Raw genomic sequence first — 22,568 nt, 5'->3', positions numbered from 1 at the left:
CCATCGCGATGGGCATCCTCTTCATTTGGCATTCAAGTGGAGACGACCATCACCTGAATGTCAAGTGGGCAATGGCATTGCGGCTAGGCGGGCAAGAGACGTGTGATGTAGGCCACGCTCTGCCAAGCCTGAGAGTTCGGCGTGCGCCCGGCAGTGGAAACGACCTACTGCACGGCCGGCGGTCTACTGCTAATTGCTGCATAGAGTTCATTTCGATTATCGGATGTCCGATGCAAGCATCGGACCCTAGAAGAGGGGTTGGACATCTTAGAATCAGGCAAGGAGACAGACTCATGGATATACCTTCGATTGTTACCGCGCTCGACTCTGAGATCGCGCGGCTTCAGCAGGCACGAGCGGTGCTGGCGCAGAGCGGCGGAGACAGTTCATCAACAGCCACGAAGCACATGCCCGCCAAGAAGCGCGGTGGAAAGCGGACGCTGAGCCCAGAAGCGCGAAAGCGCATCGCAGAGGCTCAGAAGAAGCGCTGGGCCGCAGCGAGGAAGCAAAAGCCCGAAGCATCAAAAGTAAGCTCTAAGAAGACCATTCCGGCGAAGAAGACAGCGGCCTTGCCTTCTTAATCGTCGCTCCTCTGAAATGGCCGAAGCCCCGGTTTCAGCCGGGGCTTTGTCGATTCGCACTTTAACGGTACGAATCTTTAAGAGCCTGCCCCATTGGTGGTTGGAGGAACGATCGGACGGATTCTCAGTTACAATGTGCTTCGCAGTCGGCTTCGAGCTTATGGGGCACCATGATCGCCGATGTTCGCGGGGTAGCAGTATTGCGCGGTCTCAGTCAATACCCGAAGCAAGGAGACATCCGACAGGAATCGGTCTGACGGCGATTGCTGAGACAACGTGATTTCAGGCGTTGCGAATTGGAAGAACTGCTCATCTTAGCGCGCTAGCGATGCGGGCAGCAGGGCCCCCTGATGCTGATTTGGCTTTGCTTGACCGAACGGCTCGGGAGTGAGTGGATAGATCCTGTGCCGGAAACCGCCCATGCTCATCGACGCACCCATGTAGCTCCGCGTAATGCGCCAGCGCTATACGATTGGGAATCAACAGGAGCGGACCGGACAGATGGACAAGCCGAAGGCGTTGCAGCTCTCGCATCGCCCGCGAGATCGTTTCCCTTGAGACGCCAAGGAATTCGCCGATTTCCCGCTGAGTAAAGGCGAGATACAGCCGTATGCCGCGCTTGGTATGCAGGCCGGTCTCACACGAATCCAGCAGAAACCGAGCAAGCTTGATCTGCACCGAGGAGGCACGGCCGACCATTCGCAGCCGGTCGCATGCATACTTGTAATCCCGCCCAATGTCGTGCACCAGGCTTCCATAGGCATTTGGATTGTGCATGAGAATACGGCGGAACTCGTTGCGGTGAACCAATGCAATTCTGCATTTGCACAGCGCCTCCGCTGTAAACTCGAGTCGATTGCCCGAAAGAACCTCGGTCAAGCCGAGTAGTTCGCCCCGCTTGACTATGCGGACAGCGAAACGTTTGCCTAAGCACGACGCCATACTCAGTTTCACTCGGCCTTCTAATAGGGCTAGCAAGTGAGACGGTTCCTGTGTCTCTTCATACAGGATCTCGCCGGGGAAATAGGTTTCAATTCGAGCGAGGGATTCAAACTCCGACACTACAGAGCCTGATAGCCCCTTGAACAATTCGCCAAGTCGGGATTCCGGATAAATTCTCCCGGAAGCCAATCCACGGATTGCCGGCATCGAAGATCCTCTCATAGCTCAAACCCAGTACGGACATGAGAAGTGAAACCGGTAACGCAATTCGCAGAACACGTGCGGGGATCGTTGTAATTGGAACCGGCGAGTTTGATCAAGTTGTCCAAAAGCATTGCCTTCGGCGAGACGGTCTGTGTCCAATGTTGCGATCAAGATCGAATCGCTCTCGACTCTCAATTGAGCTGGTTACCCAGCGAAACCTGTGCCTCGCACCGTCTAGAGAATGCCCGCATAGAGCACTTACACTCGATCGCCATTGACGGCGATTACGTCGTCCACTCCATCAACAGTCGAGTGAACAGCGCAACGAAAGCAAAGCTAACTACGGTTAAGCCGAAGGCTGCAAGCAGCCTAAGAAGTCTCCGCCGGCGGTTCATGATTCCCTCCATTCTCCTCTTTAAGATCTTGGCTGTGAAAGCTCCGCACACCATAACGCAAAGGGTGATATGAGATTCTGCGTCTGCGCTCTCGAGAGGGTTCACTGCAGGCGGATCTAGTGGTCCGTCATTGGGACGTCCCATGGGCACGAAGCGAGATAACTGAAAACCTCCGACTCCGAGACTCACAACTCAACACTTCGAATTCTTCGACATCGCACCGCTCGTCGGTTCAATACCCGCCGGTTCAGTGTCGATATTTGCAGCGGAGTATTTATCGCTTTCTCCTTGGCGGGCGCCATATTATTTTGGCTCGGAACCTTTCTCGCTCTGCAGGAACACGGTTAGAGCGCGAAGTTGATCATCGGTGAGCCGGTTGAAAGACGGCATAACGGAGCCGGGAGTGTAGGCACTTGGATCCTTGAAGTGGCCGACAAGCCAGTCGTCGCTGCGCCCGCGCGTGCCCTCGATCGTTAGTTCAGGGCCAACCTTTCCGCCTTCCCCGTCGAGTTGATGACATCCCATGCATCCTTCTTGGCGATAGAGCTCGCGTCCATAGTTGATGAGTTCTGGCTGCGACTTTGGCGCAACAGCTTCTTTTCCGCTCGCCGCAGCTCGAATGGACGCTTCCTTGGGAAGAGCGCGGATGAAGTCGACCACCTTCCATGTGTCGTCCTGGGACATAATCGTCTGCCATGCAGGCATCCCCGTAAGCCGAACTCCGTTCTGGGTGATCCATAAAAGTTCAGCGTCACTCCATCGCTGCACGTGGGGTGAGTTCAAATCCATAGCAGGGGGGTACATGGCTAGGCCGAGCTTCGTCTCCGCGTGTCCATCGGCTGCGTGGCATAGTGCGCATTGCTGCAAATAGATTTGTTTTCCCGCTTGAATGTTGGCTTCGCTGGCAGGAAATGGATTCTTCAACCCTTTGGCCTCAAGCGGAATGACAACGTCCTTCGCCGCGTTTGCCAGGGCGGTCTCGAGCTTCGTAGGTTTCTTATTTGCTGAACAGCCAGACGCAAAGAGAACTACCGTTACTACTGCCACACTTAGCCAAATCCTCGACATCCATTTCTGCACTGGTCCCATCGCTTCGCCGAGACAGCCGATCTCCTGTCCTCTCCCTTTGATTTGACTGTTGTGGTGCGTGTGGCGTGCCACACAGAGCATGCGCCGCTGCCCTTCAACTACATCGAACGGTACGACGCCTGAACTGTCGATGGAGCGAAACTGCAGTATGATGTCGGTTCGGAAGGAAACCTCTGGCATACGTTCCCCTTGCATTGCAATTCCGAAATACCGGCCAACCGCGGTGTAGAAAGTTGGCGAATCGACCGGTGCTCGAATGCGGATGCGTGAGCATGCTGTTAAGCGGCAACCGTGAAGCTCGCCGCCGACTTTGTGCTCGAATTAGATCGCGATTGGGGCCTGTCGCGAGGAGGCCTTGTTAATTGTTTACTGTTCGCGTTTAAGGGGAGGATATCCATCGGTGTAAATCCAATCGGTCGATCGCGCCGGCTGATGACAGGCTAGGCAGTCTTTCTTGTAGTCTGTTGATGTGGTCTTCAACCTGTTCCCGGCGTCAAACCATGACCATGCCCATCCATCACCCCACAACTTATTATCGGGATGGAGGTTTTTGCTTTCCTTCACCATCACAAACCAACCCGCTAATTTGTCAGCATGGCTTACAGTCCCCGTCGTCATTGACTGGGTCGCCGTTTGATAAACCTCTTTCACCAGAACTGTACCATCGGGAAAGTGTCCATCCTTGCGATATGCGGCGATAGCACCAGGCGATGCATATACATTGTGGATTTGTTTTGAACCCTCGACGCCCTTGTCAGCGGCTATTGCCCAGCTGCCCAGGAATTCGTAAGTCGTAAGGTAATTGGCCGGTACGCGCAAGTTGCCGCTCGTGTCGACAACGGCATTCGTCCTTTGGCCTTCGGCTGCCTCCACGCTCGACGGGGCCCAATGAGCGAGCGCTATGAACACAATCAACAGGCCTGCGACGCTGAGAGTCACAAGAGAACGTTTTTTCATGATTGAAATCCTCCTTCAGGCGCTATGGCCTCGGATGTTCACTGTTATTGGTTAGGCGACCGACAAAACCGCGCGTTCGTCGCGCATGTATGTCCGATCGCGGCCGGCTACCATCTTCCTGAACAGACGGTAGCAACTTGCGGGCCAACTCTTCGCAACTGGCCTTCTTCGGTGATTAATTAAAAGCGCGACTGCTTTCCCAAGCTTGCGTGAGGGTACGCCGGTCCGCTGAGTGTCACCTGGCCCAGAATCGGGCGTCGTTACACTTGGTCTTCAATCCGCGGAACTGGCCACGGTGTGTTCTCTGTCGACGTTCTACATCGAATCCGAATGTCAAGAACAAAGAAGATGCCGGGCGGCGTACGGACCGTTTAACAGTGAATTCCATAAAATGACAACTCCAGTCCGCATAGACTTTGCTTGAGCTGTCATCCCTGCGACAGTGTGTCATGCGTACGACGTGTTCGCGGTGCATTGGTTCTTTGGTCAATCGCCTCGTCTATACCCAGGGTCTTCAGGGAAGTCGGATATTGAGGCCGGAGCAATACGCTCGGTTGCTCCAGATCTTCGAACCCATGCTGTTGCCGGGGTACGTTCACGATATGTCCACTCAAGAACCGCGCCTGCAACTCACTTATACGGAGCATCTCACTAGCAAGCAGATCATTTATGCTCTCGTCACAAAGCCGAAGCGCACTTCGCACGAGCCTCTTGGCCTGACCTACGAGGACCTTATGGTCGTCGAGGAGTCGCGATATTGGAGCGGGTAACTCTCGCCGATCGTGGGATGGTCTATTCGCTTGACATTGTTTCCGCCACATCCGCCCCATTGCCAAACTCACTCCGCCCGGCAGCCGAATTCGCTCGCTAGCGAAGCAATCAGCTGCGACCTGTGTTGTAATGCTATCGAGAAGCAAATAGCGCGGATGAACGTGCTCCCACAACTTGCCCCTCGGTCTCCTACCGTAGCCGCCGTCTTCACTGAATGTGTGCACGATAAAGATCGGCATGATTCGAGTATGCAAATGAGGTTCCAATAGTCCTCGCGCCCTCGTCAGATGTGAGCAGCCATTGGGAGCTCGTCGAAATGTAACACCAATCGGAGCGTCGATGGACACCTCTGTGCGAGCGACGGTGCTGCGCTATCCCAACTGAGACGGAATTGAGACATCCTAGCTCCTGGTGTCTGCTGGACGACACCGCACCTGCGCAGTGTCAGAGGCGCTATCGAGAAAGAGCGCGCGCACTCGAAAGTATTGCTCAACGCGGCGACGATACGGTTTGGCAAGGTAGTTGCTCTCTGGATCCCCAGGAGCGTATATGGCTATCGTTTCGCGAGGTTTCTCTGGTCGGCGTAGTTCTAGAGATGCGAAGCTCCCTCCCGGTCAATACCTCACGAACGATTTTCCCGTCTTGTCCGCAGGTCCGACACCGCACATCCCTCTCGATCAATGGGAATTTGCGATCAGCGATGGTATCAAGGTGCTGAAACGGTTCGACTGGAAGACTTTCCGCGATTTGCCTAGCGAAAACATCACAGTCGACTTGCACTGCGTAACACGATGGTCGAAGCTCGGAACATCCTGGGAAGGCGTCGCTCTTGATGTTCTCATGGCTGACGTAAGGACAGAGTTCAGCTATGCAATGTTCAATTCCTACGGTGACTACTCAACAAACGTTCCCCTTAAGGACGTCCTCAATCACCAAGCCTGGATTGTATTCAAATATGACGATGCAGAACTGCCACCTGAACACGGTGGCCCAGCGAGACTTCTAATCCCACATCTCTATCTCTGGAAAAGCGCGAAATGGGTAAGAGGTCTGAGACTGATGTCGCACGACAACGCTGGGTTCTGGGAGAGCCTCGGCTACCACACCTACGGAGACCCATGGCGCGAACAGCGGTACTCAGGCGATTGAAGTGGCACGCCGCACGGGTTCTTGGTGTGCACGATGAGACGGCCACGGCGCGGACAATCTGTCTTGAAGTTCGTGATTGGCCAGGTCACGTCGCGGGCCAGCATATCGACCTGCGGTTGAGGGCTAGGGACGGATATACCGCGGTCCGATCCTACTCAATCGCTTCAGCGCCTTTTTCTGAGGGGCGTATTGAAATAACGGTCGAGCGGTTGCCGACCGGTGAAGTATCGCCGTACTTGACGCAGGAACTGATGGTTGGTGATTACCTAGAATTGCGAGGTCCGATAGGTGGATGGTTCGTGTGGCGCAGTGGTCAAACGGAGCCCGTTCAACTGATCGCCGGTGGTTCAGGGATCGTTCCCCTTATGTGCATGATTCGATCCCGAGCATTGGCGAACAGCACTGCGCCGTTTCGATTGCTATATTCCGTAAGGGAACCTGGAGCTATCTACTATCGAGCAGAACTTGAGGCACTGTCCACGAGACCTCCGTTTGTTACAACACAATACGCCTTTACGCGAGTGGCTCCGAACGATTGGCCACGTCCATCCGGCCGCATCGACCGCGACTTGATTGCGAGCGCGACTTGGCCTGCAAGCGTCGGCGCAACTTGTTACGTTTGTGGCCCGTCCGGGTTCGTTGAAAGCGTCGCGGATCTTCTGTGTAGCGCCGGCAATCGTCAAGACAAGATCAAAACAGAGCGATTCGGCCCGACCGGACTGCCAGAGTGATTCCCGCTTATTGTTCGGCGATGGCCGGGTTGAATGCCCGCATGATTCTTGCTCACCGCGGTGTCATTGCCGAGATCTCCCTTGAGAGCTCGGCTATTTGTCCGACAAGAATGTGAAGCGATTTATGTGAGCTCTCGAGACCGAAGGAATCAGCGCGCTCGGACAGATAAGCGGAATTTTCGCGGATGTTGGCATATCGAGTGCATCCGCATTCAAAGCACGGACCGTGTGAGGGCAGTTGTCGCAATCATTCGGTCGTGCACACCGAGCGTCCTCTGATAAGGATGTTTCATACGGCCGACACCCCGCGAGCGATCACATGCCAGAGATCCGAACCGATAATGAGCATAAGGAAGACCCTAGTGGCGACCTCAGAGGCATTCCACCAGGCCCGTGGCCTCAACCACTTGACCAGCCGTGGCAAACGCTCCTGATGGACATCATCAATGGATTTGTAATTGTGGCGTGGTACGTACTGGTGACGGTGGTGTGGTACTCACTGTTCCTAGCGGATAGGCTTGTCCTTCGCAAGGCGGCCCGCGCACGCGTTGATCCAAGGCTGAATCCGCCAGACAAATACAGTCGCGATCCAGAGACGTTTTTGTGATCTATGAAAACCTAGGCTTTCATCCCATGAAGCGGCCCTCAAGGAGCTCGCCTTAGCTTCCTAGATCGTTGATCGCTACGCGAGCTGCATGATAACCAGCCATCCCATGCACGCCGCCACCTGGCGGAGTGGAAGCCCCACATAGGTATAAACCCGGCTTCGACGTGCGATAGAGCTCTGATGTTGGGCGGTAAATGAGTTGTCTAAGGTTCATGGACCCTCCCAGAATGTCGCCGCCAACGAGGTTCGGATTCCATCGTTCCAATGCAGCGGGCGTGGAGACAGATCGAGACAGAATGCAATCACGGAAACCCGGTGCAAAGCGCGAGATCTGCCTCTCTATAGCGTCGGTGTAATCAGTCTCGCTGGCATTCGGAACATGGCAGTAGGCCCACGCGGTGTGACCTCCCGCGGGAGCACGAGTGGAGTCAAAGAGAGATGGTTGCCCGAGAAGGACAAAAGGGCGTTCCACGTCAAGCCTATGCTCCGCCTCTACAATCTCTTCGAGGGAGCCACCGATGTGGATTGTGGCAGCGCGGGAACAGTCTGAAGCAGTCCACGGTATCGGGCAACTGAGTGCGTAGTCGATCTTGAAGACGCCAGGTCCATAGCGGAATCGCTTAAGCTTCTCGAAGTATCGAGGAGACAGCTCAAGATTCTTCAATTTGAGCAACTGGTGAGGTGTGAGATCTGCAAGGACGAGGTCTGTCTGCGGCATCCTAGTAATCTCATGCGCAGTGACAATCGTTCCACCCAGCTCTGTCAAGTGTCGGATCAGAGCGTCTGTAAGGGTTTGGGCTCCGCCACGGAGTATGGGCCATCCACCAGAGTGTCCAGCGGCCAGGAGAATGAGACCTACAGCAGAGGACGCGGTGCTCTCCAGAGACAGAGAGGAGTGAGTCGCGACACCACCGAAGAGTGCCTGAGCTCGTCTTCCTTTGAAATGATAACGGGCCAAAGCTGCAGCTGGAAGGACAGCCATCGAGCCGAACATCGCGAGAAGCAAAGGGTGTTGAGGAACCTGTTGAATCGGCCCAAGGATCTCTTCAACGAGCTCTCCAAAATTCATCACCAAAGGTTCAAAGAGAGATCGATACGAGCTTCTGTCGCATTCGTCCAAGAAGTCTACGGTCGCCTCGATTGATCGCTCAATCACGATTGCAGTTCCGTCATCCAGCGGATGAGCACAGGGGGCAGGCGACTCGATCCATGGAATATCAATCGGGAGCGAGCGAAAGAATGGGCTTGCTTTGCCGAGGGGATACGCGGCGGAGCCTAAGTCTTGAATGAATCCCGGCAATGTTGTCTCGCCGCTGGAACAACCGCCGCCTGGTTGAAGGTTTCTTTCGAATACCGTTGTTGGGATACCTGTGGCCGCTAGGACAATTGCGGCGGATAGGCCATTGGGACCGGAGCCGATAACTGTTGCGGTTGCATCGTTTTTCCGTTGCATTCGAGACCTCCAGGGCACACAGAGAAGGACGGTGATACTCTCTCCCGCGCTGAACTCGGTCCGCTCGTGAGGTCCCCTCCTCGTGGCGAGCCACACGTAGCTTAACGAATGCAAATACGGTGCCAGAGATGGGGCTTTGAGCTTGGGGCCGTAAAGAGGCTACTACTCTACGGGAAGGGCCAATTGGGGTGAGGTCGAAGGTGCCCTGAGAAAGTATTGCGCATTGGCCGTGATCTTAGGTGTCGTGAATCAAACTGGTGTCGGACGAACGACATCTTTAGAGGCTGGAGAAGACCCGAGGCCTTCTTCCAATCCGTTCCATTGTCCTCACATCCAACCTCCGGACTTCGCGAAGTTGCCTGACGGGATGAGCTTCAAATGGCTCTGTCAGCGCGGGAAGCGAATTTGGGCCTATTGTTGGCCTTTTGGACGCAGGATCCCGCGCTCCAGCGCGTATCGGACCATCTCGGCACGCGTGCGGAGGTTTAGCTTTTCACGAATGCGAGTGTAGTACGTCTCGACAGACTTCGTGCTGATGCGAAGGGCTGCGCCAATTTCTCTCGCTGAATGACCGAGCGAGCGCAATAGTAGAACTTGCTGCTCGCGTTCGCTGAGAGGAGTGCTTGCCGAATCACTCCTCCCGAGAAGAGCATCGAGCAGGCCTTCGCTCAGGTCTGGGTCCAGAAGCCGCCGGCCGTTCAGGGCAGCTCGAATACCGCTGATCAGGTCGGTCGGGGCACTGGACAATAGGAGGTATGCCGTCGCCCCAGCCGAAAAGGCGGACTTCACGAGGAGTGGACTGGTTTCTCGAGATAGTACGACTATTCCCGCCTCGGGTAGCCCCTTTCGTATCGCAACAATTGTCACGAGCACGTGATTTGTGATGTGGGGGACGTGGTAGACAATGACTTGAGCCCCAGTCTCCAGCGCTAAGTGTAAGGCCTTCTTGGCCGTTGTATCGCCCAGAATCTCGATTCCGGGCACGCTTGATAGCCAATGCCTCAGCGCGACGCGTGGAATTGATTCATCGCTGACAACCAACAGTCCAGCTACCTTCATAGCGTACCCGCCGGGCTGTTAGGACGAACAAATCTCATAAATAGCTGCCATAATAAAGAAACAGCGGGGCTTCCAGCCAACGCTGCCGCCGCGCAGGTCATCGAATTCTCACCAAGCGCTTGAGAGAGAGCGGGGGATAGTGATGAGGACTGGGAAACCCTCGTTCGTTTGCTCACTGCACCGCGAATTGTTGAATGCATGATTCACAAGGACCGATCTCAACTTCTGGTCGTCGGGCCCGCGACCTTTATGAACTCTCCCGCAGCCCGATCGCTGCGCCGTCTCAACGTGGACATTGTTTACGTGGAAGACATCACGATCGACTTCCTGCTGAAAGGCGCCGATCCGGAAGTCGCAATCGTGTATAGCGATCGACCTGATGCACGCATGTCGGCTGCCATTTCGGAGCTGCAGTGCTGGAGTTCGACAATTCGGGTTGTTGTCATAACGCGCGAGTTGCCTCCTGAATGGCCCACCGCCTCCTCGCAAGTTGACCTCGACCTTGAAATGGCCACGAGAGAACTGGTACCTCTGATTCGCTTTCTCCTTGTGCTATCCAGAAGCCGGTTTCCGAAGCCGGCAGGAGCCGTTCAACTGGGCTCTGGCTATGGGCGCGTAGAACCGGGCGTTCACATCGCTTATCTCGGGGCTCATCCTGGGGATTGGCAATTTCCGGCGCAATTCATAGCCGCCACTGAGGCCCATGAGGCAGCCCTCATCCTTGGGCCTACTTCGAAGAACAAGGCGCTGCTCACCAAGCTTAAGCTTATGGTGCCAGAAGCAGACAGGCCAATCCGAGAGGGAACGATATCTGCTGTTTCCGCAAACAACATGGACATAACCACGCTTACAGCGATCCTCCAAAAGATCATTGCCGCACGGGACGTCGGTAGCAGCATCGTTCGAATACTTACTACTTGTGGGGACAGTTCCGTCGACCACGCTTCGGGCCAGGTTCGCCTTGCAGAGCGTTTGTGGACACGTGTTTGCTCCGAAATTCCCGCTGTGCTCGTTTGTGCCTTCGGGGTTGCACCTCCGCAAGGGTTCGACTGTGCAATAAAGACGCACCCGTTCGTGATCATGGGCGAAAGACTGATCCGCAATCCGCTCTGCATATTCTAGCTACCTCCCTCGGTCTTGCCTGTCGGGGCGTTCCCCGACACTCGCCGGTATAACCCCTACAGATGCTGCGGCCGGAATTGGCTATCCTTAAGCTGTTACTTGGCTCTCCTACTTGGCTCTCTAGGCCTTAAAGTCGAAAGTTGCTTCGGCGCACATGAATAGCAATGTAAGCCGGTTGTCTGTCGACACGTTGCTCCTGGCTGGAACACTCGTCATCGTCGCTGTTATCGCGCGGTTATGGAGGAACCTATCCCCTCTATTTGCGAGCCGTGCGCGGGAGATCGACAGACTCGCTACTCACGATGATCTGACTGGCCTGCCCAACCGCCGTCATCTGGAGCGAACCTTGGCTCGTGTACTCGATGGCGCGCGACGTTCGGGAATGGAATTGGCGCTCCTACATTTCGATATAGATCACTTCAAGCTCATAAATGACATCTTTGGGACAGACCTCGCCGACAAGGTCCTTCAACTCACAGCCGACAGGATAAAAGCCGCCTCCAATAGAGGCTTGTTTGTCGCCCGCGTCGGCGACGACGAATTCATGGCTCTGATCCACGGCATGAATCAAGCCGACGCTCTCAATTTCGCGCGTCATATCGTCAGCCAGCTAGAAAGGCCGGCCGTTTTTGACCGGCGTCACGTTCCCCTGTCGGTTTCGGCCGGCGTCGCTGTTTGCTTCGATGAATATCCCGATCCCGAAAGCTTTCGAAGGCAGGCGGCCCGAGCGCTTCGCGTTGCGAAGCATGGCGGCGGCCGAACTGCCACGGTTTGTGACAATAACCTGATCCTGATGCACCAACGCCGGACCCGGATTGCGGAGACCCTTACAGATGCATTGAATTCGGGCGAAGGTCTCTCATTGGCTTATCAGCCGGTGTTTAGAACAGATCGCCGTCTGCATGGATTGGAAGCACTGGTGAGGATTAAGGGAGGGGAGCAGGAAGGCTTGCCCACAAGCGAGGTGATCTCTGTTGCAGAAGAGCGCGGTCTCATCCTTCCTCTCGGCCGTTGGGTCATCAAAACCGTGTGCGCGCAGATGAGAGTCTGGAAAACCGAATACAATTGCGTTCCTTTAGTTGCGGTGAATGTCTCCCCAATCGAGTTCATGCAGCCTGGATTCGCTACACAAGTCGTAGACACGATTCGATCCGCAGGAGTAGATCCGAATCGCGTGGTTCTGGAGCTGACCGAATCTACAATCATGTCCAACCTCCTAGATACGCGCGACCAGATAGCGGAACTGCATGGGTCGGGCATCACAATTGCGGTCGACGATTTCGGAACTGGCTACTCGGGCTTGAGCTATTTGCACGAGCTTGACTTGGATGCTCTGAAGATCGACCGATCTTTCGTTGACCGGATGTGCATTTCGCAGAGGAGCGCCCTCGTGGTTCGCGCAATCATCGAAATGGCTCAGGCGCTGGATATCCGATGCATCGCAGAGGGGGTCGAAACCGAAGATCAATTCTCTCTCTTGAGGAATATGGGCTGTGGTCTCTTTCAAGGATACCTATTCGGACGGCCGGTCGCTGCTAACGAAATCGCCCCTCTGCTGCAACCCGACAATTGATCTTGGTCGAATGTTCTTTAGTGTTCGATGAAATTGAAGAGAGGCGCGTATCGATTCCAGGCAATACGCGATCGCATCCGTGTTTCAGCGACTCCGAGCAGCCGATAGCGGAATCATCCGTGACGTGGTGGAGTCTGATGCTAACAATGCGAAACAACATCTGGATCACATTTCCAGGAGTCAGGTTCTTGGGAAGGCAATTGTTCGAGGCGGAAATGCACTTGGACGGATCTACGATAATTGGCTTGGCGCTCATCGCAGCATTTGGAATACTTCTTGCGCGCTGTGAGCGGAAATAGTATTCCACCACCCTTAAGTCCAGCACACCCTATGTGAAGACAAACGCTTGGCTGATTCAAATCGCGCGGGCTGTGTATCCAACATTATCAGATAGGCGACCTGCTTCCAGTGCGTGTAGCCCTAACTTGTTCGCTGCGCGATCTCCACGACGCTCGAGTCTCCCGGCCGATTCGCCCGAGCGGGATATCCGTGACGGGGCGAATCGGTGGATTCGTCTAAATAGGTTAATGTCGCTGCGACTCACCGAGAAGAGGAGTGGGCAGACCCGTCGAGCTATTCCTGACCACGTTGACGCGTGGATTCAAATAGAAACCAACTCCTTCGTTGGGATTGATCAATCCAATTCTCGAGGAGGCTGGCTGTCGCAAGATCGCTGTTCTCAGCGCAAAGATTGTGAATGGCCCTCATTGACAAGACGAGGTGCGCTTCATCTTCGTGGAGTTCGCTGAGCATATCCGCAGGTGTTACGAATTCTGCTTCGTTGTCCTGAACACGCCGCAATCTGCAAACGTGGCCTATCGAACGCAAGGTCGTACCCCCAATTTTACGCACACGTTCTGCAACTTCGTCTGTCATCGCGAATATCTGATCAGCGTGCTCGTCCAGCATCAGATGATAATCACGGAAATGAGGACCCGAGATGTGCCAATGAAAGTTCTTTGTCTTGAAATACAACACAAATACATCCGCAAGAAGAATATTTAGTGCACCCGATATCTGCTTTACAGCTTCGGATTCGATGTCGGAAGGCGTCGCCAGAGGTGCCTTCCGCCTGTTCACGAGCTCTGCTTTGCTAGTCATCCACTATCCTCCCGCCAAACAATGCCTCGATTCGGTTCGATCGCCCGACGTCCTAGTGATCTTCCGAGCCTGGAAGAATGGCTGCGGATTTGAGATTAACGAGAAGCCTCGGAAAGCTCACTGCTGAAAACCACAGGGAAGCACCTGCGAAAAGCTATATATATGTCCAATAGCCACCCACAAAGGATTTCGGGACTAGCGAAATACAAATGTGCTGAGGAATCTTTCGTAAGTTAATCGTCTTTGCAGCCTCAACTCGCATTGTTCGAGACCTGAATATTTCTGTAGGGAATCGCGTGACGTCGCGAACTAGTCTAAGTAAGGCGCGACCTACTTAAGCACGCCCAAGGAGAGATTTGGATGTCGAACGCGAAACCGCCGACTGTTTTCTACCGCACGCTCAACGTGGATGGGCTGGAAATCTTCTATCGCGAAGCCGGTCCCCCAGAAGGTCCTACGGTGCGGAGTTCCTGAAGACGGGATTATCGGACTATTGGGATGATCCGAACGAAACGCATGCTAAAGTCCTCCTCGGCTGGCTTCTGACGATTGAGGGAACCAAGTGGCACTATCTGCATGGCGTCCGTGATCCATCGAGGATCAGTCCCGACAATTGGGTAATCGATCAGGCGTATCAGGACAGGCCGGGGAACAAGGATATTCAACTTGTAATCCTCTACAAAGCAAAAGGAAACTTGGCTGCATATACGGATTGGCAGCAGTATTTCCGAAAGTATCAGCCCCCCACGCTGGTGACATAAGGAAAGAACGACGGAATCTTTACGGTGGAGGGTGCCGAACTCTTCAAGAAAGACATTCCCACCGCGGAACTTCATCTTCTTGACACCGGGCATTTCGCATTGGAAGAAGAAGTGGACCAGATTGGGTCGCTGATGCGCGATTTCCTCAGTCGCGCACTTGTGACGAAGGGAAGTGTTCCGGATGAGGAGAATCCACCAGGGTGTGTAAGTTAAGGAGTACAGCCATGCGAACGTATCATATCTGGCCACTATTGGCTGCGATCTCACTAGCGCCATTGCAGGCGCTTGCCCAGAACTTGGAGCAGGTGAAACCCGTTTTTGAGCAGGCAATCCCGAACGCGCAAGGCAAGAGCATGATTGCCGTTATCGTGAACTATCCTCCCGGCGGCAGATCGCCAGCACATCATCATGCTCAGTCTGCGTTCATCTACGCCTATGTACTATCCGGCGCCGTTCGCAGCCAGGTCGGCGATGAGGCGGCTAAAGTGTACCGGGCGGGCGAGAGTTTCTGTGAATATCCCGGCGCACATCATCGGATTAGCGAGAATGCCAGCGATAAAGAACCTGCAAGCTTATTGGCCGTTTTCGTTGTTGATTCCAAGGACAAGCCCCTGACTATCCCTGACCGGAAGTAGTGATGGGGGTCATCCTCATTCCCCATGGGTGGGTTGGTTTTTCTCGGCTTAGCTATTCGATCTGCTCGGCCGTCGCAGGGCATCTCCGGCGACGTGTCTGATCAGTGTCCGAGGTCTTTGAGCCTTCCACGACCGTCAAGTCGCCAATTCACTACTGATCCTTCCGGGTGAACCGCGGCCTGCGAAGGCGGGGGTCTTAGCTTATGGAATTGCCGATCACACCACACTGGTTAAAGGCAGAAGTGATCGTCAAAAGGAGATCAAGGGGTTAATTGAATGCGAGAAACCATAGAGTCACAAAACCAAAGCGCAAAACACCTCGCCGCACGTGCGGTGGTTGCCTATCGGGCAGGATTTCCGGTCCCGCGGCTCTCGGTTGCTGGTAGCAGCGATCGCACCACCTGTATCAAGTGCGACTGGAGGGGGCTACGGGAGTCGTTCCACGATGACGTGAAACTGCTAGGCAGGGCCTTCGCCTTCATTTACATCGGGTCGATCGTGGATCAAGCAATCAGCGAGCCCATTTCGGAGGAATTACGGAAAGAGCTTGTATCCGACATGTCGAGTGCCCTGGACGCGCGGCAGACCGCGGTCCAGTGGGGCGTTTCCGAAGCAGTGGCAGACACCAATCCTTTTGCGCATACAGGGTACAAATTGGCATCGCGGCTTATGCGCATGGATCGGGAGCTGATCGAATCTCTCGCTCGAGAGTTGGCCGCAACGGGAACCATGGAAGGCGAAGTTCTCAGGAAGTGGCTGGACGAGAATGCGGCCCCCCTCAATTTCGATGAATTGGAAGCAAACACAACCTACTGAAGATGACGTTGGACGGGGCCAAGTAATACCTGGCAGAGGTCAGAGAATGAGTCTCTCTCGATATGTATTCTTTTTGTCATTCCTGCTCGGATCATTAGACTCTAGTGCGCAGCAAGGCTCGCCTAATCAGTCGATGGGCGGCATGGATATGCCTTCAGCTCAGATGACGTCTCACGAGCAAATGAGCGGCATGTCGGAAATGATGTACCAGATGCATCCGAAGACCTTCATCCAGGAGGTCAGGCAGCATGCAGCATCCGGGACGAGTGCGGAGCCAAACTCCACACCGACTCCGATGGTTATGTGGATGAAGGGTAGCTGGATGCTGATGTTCCATGCGAACGCGTTCGTGTTGGACACCCAGCAGACAAGCCCGCGCGGCGGTGACAAGTTGTTTTCGACGAACTGGTTTATGCCGATGGCGCAGCGTTCGCTCGGCCCGGGACAGCTGACTATTCGCGCGATGTTCAGCCTTGAGCCGGCCACCGTGACGGATCGCCGGTACCCCCTGCTGTTTCAGCAGGGTGAGACAGCATACGGGGTTCCGCTGGCAGATGCCCAGCATCCGCACGACTTCTTCATGGAGCTGGGCGCCCTCTACGATGTGCCGATCGGTGAGCGCAGTCTTCTGACGTTCTATGCAGCGCCTGTGGGTGACCCGGCGATTGGCCCTACTGCTTACCCGCATCGCGCTTCAGCTTCAGAAAACCCGGTGGGTACGCTCGGGCACCATCAGCAAGACTCGACCCATATTGCCAACGATGTGGTTACGGCCGGATTCACGCATCACCTGGTTCGCGTGGAAATGAGCGGCTTTCACGGCAGGGAGCCGGATGAGTTCCGGTGGAACATCGACCATGGCAAGATCGATTCCTGGTCGGCGCGGGTGACGGTGCAACCGGGCCAGAACTGGAGCGGGCAGTTTTCGTACGGCCGCATCACGAGCCCAGAGGCATTGTTTCCCTCCGAAGACCAGGCCAGGACCACCGCCTCCGTGATGTACAACAAGCCTTTCCAGCATGGGAACTGGGCCAGCAGCGCGGTGTGGGGCAGGACGAGATCGCTGGAAGACTCGGCCAAGGAAAACAGCTACCTGTTCGAGTCGACGGTGAAGTTTGCTGAGAAGAACTACGCGTGGGTACGGCTCGAGAATGCAGGCAGGTCGAACGAGCTGGTTGTGGGCGAGAATCCTCTGCCACCTGGATTCAAGGAGGAGCCGCTTACCCATGTTCAGGCATACACCTTTGGGTATGACCGGGAGATTCGCCTGGTGCCGGGCATCTCATCGGCCGTCGGTGCGCAAGTGTCCACGTATGGAGTGGGCGCGCCTCTGAAACCGATCTATGGATCCGACCCAGTGAGCGTTGCCGTTTTCATCAGGTTTCGGCCAGCTTCGCGACTGCATTGATTACGTCTCATAGGCCCCTAGGCCATCAAAACAACTTTCAGCCCCACTTCCACCTCCAAAGCTGCAGGTATGTCCGATCTCATGATGTCGAGTAGAACCGACGCCACTGTGATGATGGAGGCTTCTTCACCAGGGAGCACCCACCGGTGGATTGCGTCCCGCCCACTCGCGATCCTAGTCCGAGAGCGGGGGAGCGATCGAGATGCCGCAGGCGAACTGCATCACATCACACCGCGGATCGTATCCGACTCCGCAGGTGGGACACCATGCACACTCTCATCGTGCTCGTGTTTGCATCCGCGCTGCTATCCCTGAATTTGGCCCGGAAATTCCCCCACGCATCAGCCTGCGAGACATAAGCCTCACAGGCTGTGCGTGAGTATGATTTCGGCAGCGATAAGACACTCCTTCTCACACGAGATGGCTTTACGGCTTGGGTTTGTCGCGAAGTATTGGATAGAATTGCACCCAGGTCATATCGGTATTGGCTACGTTGCCTAGGTGACACCCGGCACACTCGCTAACGGATGATTCAGCAGCGGTCTGCGCGTATGGCATAGGATGATGTCCGAAGGTGAAGTATCCCCATCCATTGGTCTTTGCGAATCTCTTGCTATCCTTAACGGACGCATCAATCCCATTAAGTTCCCCGTTGAAGTACCCTCTGCCTGAGGGCTCTGTGCGTGAGCCGTCGGGATACGTCGGCTTAAGGACCCGGGTCAACTCCTTGATAAGGATCGTACCCTCCGGGAAAGTGCCAGTTTTTAAATACACGTCTAGATTCTTTTCCTCCACGTACACATGATGAAACTCAGGGAAGTTTGCCTCTCCACCGTTCAGAGCGTTAGGTGTCAGAGGCGCACCGATAAACACCCATCTGCGGAATCCAACTGGAAGCTTGAGCTTACCATCGGGAGTAAATTGGGCAGTTGTGCTGGATGGTAAGGGGTTTACTTTTGAGACATGTTGTGCCGCCAACACTCTCTCGTTCCCCGTGTTCTTAAGTAGCCCAATCGTTGCGGCAGCCGTGACCACGATCGACGATATCCATAGACGCTTGTTCATTGGGATCTCCTGGTGGGTACGATGATTGATACTTCCGATCAGATATTAAGGAAGAAATGGGATTTCCCCGCCATAGCTTTCTACAGGTGATCGGGAGGATTTCGCTCCCTTACTGAATGATCACGGCGTTGATGGAGTTCCTCCTTGCACTTGTTCGTCTCGCGCGTCTCGCAACGACCTAGCGTTGAAGGACCACCTTTAACGGCTCCGGGTCAACTCCGAGTGTCTTGACACCAACAGATCCATCAACTCATCCCACGATGTCTGAAAGGAAGTTGCTCCCGCCTCCTGTAATTCGCGGCCGAGCGTTTCGACTTGGATGCCGAGGTACGCAAATCTAGTCAAGAGCATTTCTGCTGCGGTGGTGTCAGTATTCATTAGCTGAGGCGCCCTATCTTTGTCTGCAAGAGCGTTCAGCGTGACATCTGGCATGGTGTTGATGCTGAACGGCACTGCCAGCGCGTCGATGTAATAGGTAGGCGATGCGTTCGGATGTTTAGTGCCGGTGCTGGCCCAAAGCAGACGTTGCGGTAGAGCGCCATAATTGAAGGCCCGTTGCCACCGAGGATCGGCCAGTATTCCTCTGTACCGAGCATACACACGTGCAGCAACTGAGACGCCAAGTTTTCCGCGAAGGTCCTCCGAGACGCGCTCCTGGACCGCGACATCCCAGCGACTGACGAACAGAGAGGCAACAGAGGGAACCGCGGCCGGCATGTCGGCCGCGATCCTGCGCTCAATGCCCTTGAGATATGCGTCGGCGGCGTCACTGTACTGCTCTGGCGAGAAAAGCAAGGTGATGTTGATCGGTATTCCGGAGAAGATCATCTCCTCGACAGCCGCTAAACCTTCTGGCGTCCCCGGAATTTTGATGAAGACATTGGGCCTGTTAACGCGACGCGACAGAAGCTGTGCCGCCGCGATGGTCCCTTCCGTCTCATAGGCGAGCGAGGGTGGGACCTCAATAGATACCCAGCCGTCCACGCCATTTGTCGTGGTGTGCGTTTCGCTCAGAAGATCAGCAGCTCGTTGAACGTCGGCGATCGCCAGCTCAAAAAACACATCTTCCCATGTCTTACACTTCTTCGCCTCTTCAACTATCGCAGCATCATAGGCGTTGCTGCCCTTGATGGCGTGATCGAAGATCGTCGGATTTGATGTCACTCCGGTAATTGAAAGTTCATCGATATAATATTTCAGCTTTCCATTGTCTATGAGATCCCTTGTTATGTTATCGAGCCATAGACTCTGACCCAGATCACGGAGCAAGGCAGTAGCTCGCATTGTCTTTTCCTCCACTCAGGTGTTACCTGTCGTCTTGTTGATCGCGCCAGCCCGAGAGCGTAAGTGTCGCTATCGGATCTTCCACCCTGGTCGGATGTAGTGACACGTATATCCATTTGGAAATCTTTCCAAATAATCCTGATGTTCCGGCTCGGCATTCCAGAATGGTCCTTCCGGCACAACTTGAGTCACGACCTTGCCCGGCCATTTGCCGGAGGCTTCTACATCACGAATGGTCTCTTCAGCGGTGCGCTTTTGCTCCTCGCTTGCATAGAAGATGGCGGATCGGTAGCTGGTGCCGATGTCGTTGCCCTGACGATTCAGTGTTGTCGGGTCATGAATCTGGAAGAAAACTTCGAGCAACTTCCGGTAGCTTAAGACGGAAGGATCGAACAGGACCTCAATCGCTTCGGCGTGAGTGCCATGATTCCTGTAGGTCGCATTAGCGACTTCGCCTCCCGTGTATCCGACTCGGCTCGAGATCACGCCAGGAAGCTTGCGAATCAGATCCTGCACCCCCCAAAAACAGCCGCCCGCAAGGACGGCCCTCTCCGTGTTGTTCATCTTGCCTCCTTCTTTGTAGGTAATTCGAAGAGCTCGGAGAACTCACCGTAGCCCTCTTGCTCGAGTTGGTCCAATGGGATGAACCGAAGAGAGGCCGAGTTGATGCAGTACCGCATCCCACCCGCTTCTCTCGGTCCGTCCTCGAACAGATGCCCAAGGTGACTATCACCGTTTGCGGAGCGGACCTCAATGCGCTCCATCCCGTGCGTCGAATCATGAAGCTGGATTACGTTGTTCGCGACGAGCGGTCTTGTGAAACTCGGCCATCCGGAGTGACTATCGAACTTGTCCTTCGAGGCAAACAGGGGCTCGCCGGAAACTACGTCCACGTATATGCCCGGCTGTTTGTTGTCCCAGTATTCGTTCCCAAAAGGACGCTCCGTGCCACCCTTTTGCGTAACGCGATACTGTTCGGGCGACAACTTGGAAATGACTTCAGGATTCTTGCGGTATTCATGCATGATTTGCTCCTTTTCTTGCCAGCTGCCGGCGGCCTCATTCGCGTGAGCCAAACCTCAAGCCCGATTTGGCCGGTGAGGCCGATTCAGTACGTTCTATTTTTGCGGCCTCTTGCATCCTGGCCCGGAAGCTGTGCTGCTGAAAGGACCTTCCGGGGCGAGGCGGTGGGGAAGCCATTTCTGCTGCCTCGTGTGAGTCTCTGGATCAGACCTTTACGAGCTGAGCTAAGTCTGAGAGGGCTCTGCCTCTTGAGCTCTCGATATCACTTGCGTTGAAGTCTGACACACTCCAGGCTCGATTGCGGGCATTACCTCTTTGCTGAGCGAATCCCAACCGGGAAGCTCGCGAGAACCAACAATCAGTCTTACCCCGTCGCGCAAGCGAATGTAGGTGCGCGCCCAGGAGGCGAAGACCGAAACACGATTTCGGAAGCCAATGAGAAAGAATATGTGGACGCCCATCCATGCCAACCACGCGACAAGTCCGCTCCAGTTTGCTCGAAAAGGCCAGAGAATCTTGGCAACCGCCGCCTTTCTCCCGATCGTCGCAATGTCGCCTTTATCGAAGTAGCGGAAGCCGGGGAAGTTATCTATCACTCCCGAAGCTTGTAAAAGGTACTTGATGCGTCTTCCCGCGTATGCACCCATCTGCATAGCAGGCTGCGCAACACCGGGTATCGCAGCGCCATCTTGCTCCAGATACGCGAGATCGCCGCAGACGAATACGTTTGGCAACCCCTTGGGATTTAGGAATTGGTTTACCGCAACCCGACCGCGCTTATCAACATCAACGCCCAGCATTCTTCCCAGAGGTGACCCTTCAACTCCAGCAGCCCAAAGCGTGCAGGCGCTTTCGATCTTCTCGCTCCCAACCATCACGTACCCAGGTTGGACATCAGTAACGCGAAAGCCAGCGCGAACCTGAACACCTAAGGCTTCGAGTTGCTGTACGGCTTTCTGGCGGAGTTCCTCTGGATATGCCGCCAGAATAGAGGGCGAACCTTCGAGGATGCAAACCTCCGTCGAGGATGTATCGATGTGCCGGAAGTCTCGCAGCATATACAGGTTCGCAATATCGGAAATGGCTCCGGCGAGCTCAACCCCCGTCGGACCACCCCCGATAATGACGAACTTCAGCGGAGCATGCGTGCCGGTCTCCACCATCTGTCGCTCTGCGAGTTCGTACGCTAGCAGTACCCTCCTGCGGATCTCAGTAGCGTCTTCGATGGTTTTGAGGCCTGGGGCAAGTACGGCCCATTCATTCTTCCCGAAGTAGCTGTGGGTTGAGCCAGTGGCGACGATTAGAAAATCGTAAGGAAGTGTGATACCGGTCTTCAGGCCTACAGTTTGCGCGACCACATCAATCTGACACGCTTCCTCCATGAGGACTTCGACGTTATGGTGGTTGCTGAGGATGGAACGGATTGGCTGTGCAATATCCCCGGGACTTAACACGGCGAGTGCGACTTGGTAAAGCAACGGATGAAACGTGTGATGGTTATTGCGGTCGATGAGCGTGACATCGACGGGGGCGGAGCCCAGGGTCTTGGCGGCTTTCAGCCCGGCAAATCCTGCGCCCAGGATGATGACCTTCGGAAGCGATTTGGAGCTTTGGGAGTCAGTCAATTTGTCTGCCTCGGAATCGACAATTCAACCATGTTTATGCGCCAACGGTAAGCTTCGACTCTACGGCAAGCAGCGCTCATCGAAACCAATGAAATAGACGGCAGTTCACCTGTGAATTTCTCCAGACAGTTCGACTGATCGAGGCTCTATCATGCCTGCCCGTCCCTCCATGCGCTGCTCAAATCGACCACCAACACAGTGAGACACGCACTCAGGG

The 22,568-nt window shown here is 54.9% G+C and carries 21 protein-coding genes; 10 read left to right on the top strand and 11 right to left on the bottom strand.

Annotated elements, in window-relative coordinates; translation table 11 throughout:
* Positions 1-293 precede the first annotated feature (293 nt).
* Entirely contained in the window at positions 294-581 is a 288-nt protein-coding gene (locus tag MOP44_RS04700; RefSeq protein WP_260794758.1) for a hypothetical protein, read from the top strand.
* Positions 582-890: 309 nt separating this feature from the next.
* On the opposite strand, the gene MOP44_RS04695 is transcribed toward MOP44_RS04700, so the two are convergent.
* The 3 genes from MOP44_RS04695 to MOP44_RS04685 form a co-directional block, all read right to left on the bottom strand.
* Positions 891-1,730, bottom strand: a complete 840-nt coding sequence (locus MOP44_RS04695) for a Crp/Fnr family transcriptional regulator (RefSeq protein WP_260794757.1) — start codon at positions 1,728-1,730, stop codon at positions 891-893.
* A 695-nt stretch (positions 1,731-2,425) separates the two neighbouring features.
* Positions 2,426-3,391, bottom strand: coding sequence for a cytochrome c (locus tag MOP44_RS04690; RefSeq protein WP_260794756.1), 966 nt, complete (start codon positions 3,389-3,391; stop codon positions 2,426-2,428).
* A 186-nt stretch (positions 3,392-3,577) separates the two neighbouring features.
* Positions 3,578-4,168, bottom strand: a complete 591-nt coding sequence (locus MOP44_RS04685; RefSeq protein WP_260794755.1) for a cytochrome P460 family protein — start codon at positions 4,166-4,168, stop codon at positions 3,578-3,580.
* A gap of 602 nt (positions 4,169-4,770) precedes the next feature.
* Between MOP44_RS04685 and MOP44_RS04680 the strand changes: the two genes are divergently transcribed.
* The 4 genes from MOP44_RS04680 (at position 4,771) to MOP44_RS04665 (ending at position 7,426) form a co-directional block, all read left to right on the top strand.
* Positions 4,771-4,938 carry a hypothetical protein gene (locus tag MOP44_RS04680; protein ID WP_260794754.1) on the top strand — a complete coding sequence of 56 codons (168 nt, stop codon included), beginning with the start codon at positions 4,771-4,773 and terminating at the stop codon, positions 4,936-4,938.
* Between the two features lie 550 nt (positions 4,939-5,488).
* Positions 5,489-6,088, top strand: coding sequence for a molybdopterin-dependent oxidoreductase (locus MOP44_RS04675; RefSeq protein ID WP_260794753.1), 600 nt, complete (start codon positions 5,489-5,491; stop codon positions 6,086-6,088).
* Positions 5,977-6,819 (top strand): ferredoxin reductase, encoded by an 843-nt coding sequence (locus MOP44_RS04670; RefSeq protein WP_313901048.1) that lies wholly within the window; start codon positions 5,977-5,979, stop codon positions 6,817-6,819. Before MOP44_RS04675 ends, MOP44_RS04670 begins: the two co-directional genes overlap by 112 nt.
* A gap of 319 nt (positions 6,820-7,138) precedes the next feature.
* The gene (locus MOP44_RS04665) at positions 7,139-7,426 is read left to right on the top strand and encodes a hypothetical protein (RefSeq protein ID WP_260794751.1); all 288 of its coding nucleotides are present in this window, start codon (positions 7,139-7,141) and stop codon (positions 7,424-7,426) included.
* Positions 7,427-7,478: 52 nt separating this feature from the next.
* Here MOP44_RS04665 and MOP44_RS04660 read toward each other — a convergent pair whose 3' ends face one another.
* Together MOP44_RS04660 and MOP44_RS04655 are read right to left on the bottom strand one after the other, a co-directional pair.
* Complete coding sequence (locus MOP44_RS04660; protein WP_260794750.1) at positions 7,479-8,879, bottom strand: phytoene desaturase family protein; 1,401 nt, start codon at positions 8,877-8,879, stop codon at positions 7,479-7,481.
* Positions 8,880-9,290: 411 nt separating this feature from the next.
* Positions 9,291-9,938, bottom strand: a complete 648-nt coding sequence (locus MOP44_RS04655) for a LuxR C-terminal-related transcriptional regulator (protein WP_260794749.1) — start codon at positions 9,936-9,938, stop codon at positions 9,291-9,293.
* A 198-nt stretch (positions 9,939-10,136) separates the two neighbouring features.
* Between MOP44_RS04655 and MOP44_RS04650 the strand changes: the two genes are divergently transcribed.
* Both MOP44_RS04650 and MOP44_RS04645 read left to right on the top strand, forming a co-directional pair.
* Complete coding sequence (locus MOP44_RS04650; protein ID WP_260794748.1) at positions 10,137-11,060, top strand: hypothetical protein; 924 nt, start codon at positions 10,137-10,139, stop codon at positions 11,058-11,060.
* Between the two features lie 154 nt (positions 11,061-11,214).
* Complete coding sequence (locus MOP44_RS04645; RefSeq protein WP_260794747.1) at positions 11,215-12,633, top strand: putative bifunctional diguanylate cyclase/phosphodiesterase; 1,419 nt, start codon at positions 11,215-11,217, stop codon at positions 12,631-12,633.
* 573 nt (positions 12,634-13,206) lie between these two features.
* Here the strand turns inward: MOP44_RS04645 and MOP44_RS04640 are convergent.
* Positions 13,207-13,734 (bottom strand): Dps family protein, encoded by a 528-nt coding sequence (locus MOP44_RS04640; RefSeq protein WP_260794746.1) that lies wholly within the window; start codon positions 13,732-13,734, stop codon positions 13,207-13,209.
* A 985-nt stretch (positions 13,735-14,719) separates the two neighbouring features.
* On the opposite strand from MOP44_RS04640, the gene MOP44_RS04635 reads away from it, so the two are divergent.
* The 3 genes from MOP44_RS04635 (at position 14,720) to MOP44_RS04625 (ending at position 17,354) form a co-directional block, all read left to right on the top strand.
* The gene (locus MOP44_RS04635) at positions 14,720-15,130 is read left to right on the top strand and encodes a cupin domain-containing protein (RefSeq protein WP_260794745.1); all 411 of its coding nucleotides are present in this window, start codon (positions 14,720-14,722) and stop codon (positions 15,128-15,130) included.
* Positions 15,131-15,580: 450 nt separating this feature from the next.
* Positions 15,581-15,946, top strand: a complete 366-nt coding sequence (locus tag MOP44_RS04630) for a hypothetical protein (protein WP_260794744.1) — start codon at positions 15,581-15,583, stop codon at positions 15,944-15,946.
* A 46-nt stretch (positions 15,947-15,992) separates the two neighbouring features.
* Entirely contained in the window at positions 15,993-17,354 is a 1,362-nt protein-coding gene (locus MOP44_RS04625; RefSeq protein WP_260794743.1) for a hypothetical protein, read from the top strand.
* A 426-nt stretch (positions 17,355-17,780) separates the two neighbouring features.
* On the opposite strand, the gene MOP44_RS04620 is transcribed toward MOP44_RS04625, so the two are convergent.
* From MOP44_RS04620 to MOP44_RS04600, 5 genes are all read right to left on the bottom strand, one after another.
* The gene (locus tag MOP44_RS04620; protein WP_260794742.1) at positions 17,781-18,419 is read right to left on the bottom strand and encodes a cytochrome P460 family protein; all 639 of its coding nucleotides are present in this window, start codon (positions 18,417-18,419) and stop codon (positions 17,781-17,783) included.
* Positions 18,420-18,617: 198 nt separating this feature from the next.
* Complete coding sequence (tal, locus tag MOP44_RS04615; RefSeq protein ID WP_260794741.1) at positions 18,618-19,703, bottom strand: transaldolase; 1,086 nt, start codon at positions 19,701-19,703, stop codon at positions 18,618-18,620.
* Positions 19,704-19,772: 69 nt separating this feature from the next.
* Positions 19,773-20,267, bottom strand: a complete 495-nt coding sequence (msrA, locus tag MOP44_RS04610) for a peptide-methionine (S)-S-oxide reductase MsrA (protein ID WP_260794740.1) — start codon at positions 20,265-20,267, stop codon at positions 19,773-19,775.
* Positions 20,264-20,728, bottom strand: a complete 465-nt coding sequence (msrB, locus tag MOP44_RS04605; RefSeq protein WP_260794739.1) for a peptide-methionine (R)-S-oxide reductase MsrB — start codon at positions 20,726-20,728, stop codon at positions 20,264-20,266. The genes msrA and msrB overlap by 4 nt, the downstream gene beginning before the upstream one ends.
* Positions 20,729-20,950: 222 nt before the next feature.
* On the bottom strand, positions 20,951-22,351 hold the full coding sequence (locus MOP44_RS04600; protein WP_260794738.1) for an NAD(P)/FAD-dependent oxidoreductase: 1,401 nt from the start codon (positions 22,349-22,351) through the stop codon (positions 20,951-20,953).
* Positions 22,352-22,568 lie beyond the last annotated feature (217 nt).

This window comes from Occallatibacter riparius (genome assembly GCF_025264625.1).
In the GTDB taxonomy this organism is placed as follows: Bacteria; Acidobacteriota; Terriglobia; order Terriglobales; family Acidobacteriaceae; genus Telmatobacter; species Telmatobacter riparius.
The sequence above is the reverse complement of the archived record's forward strand: the minus strand, read 5'-3'. Positions and strand labels throughout refer to the sequence as shown.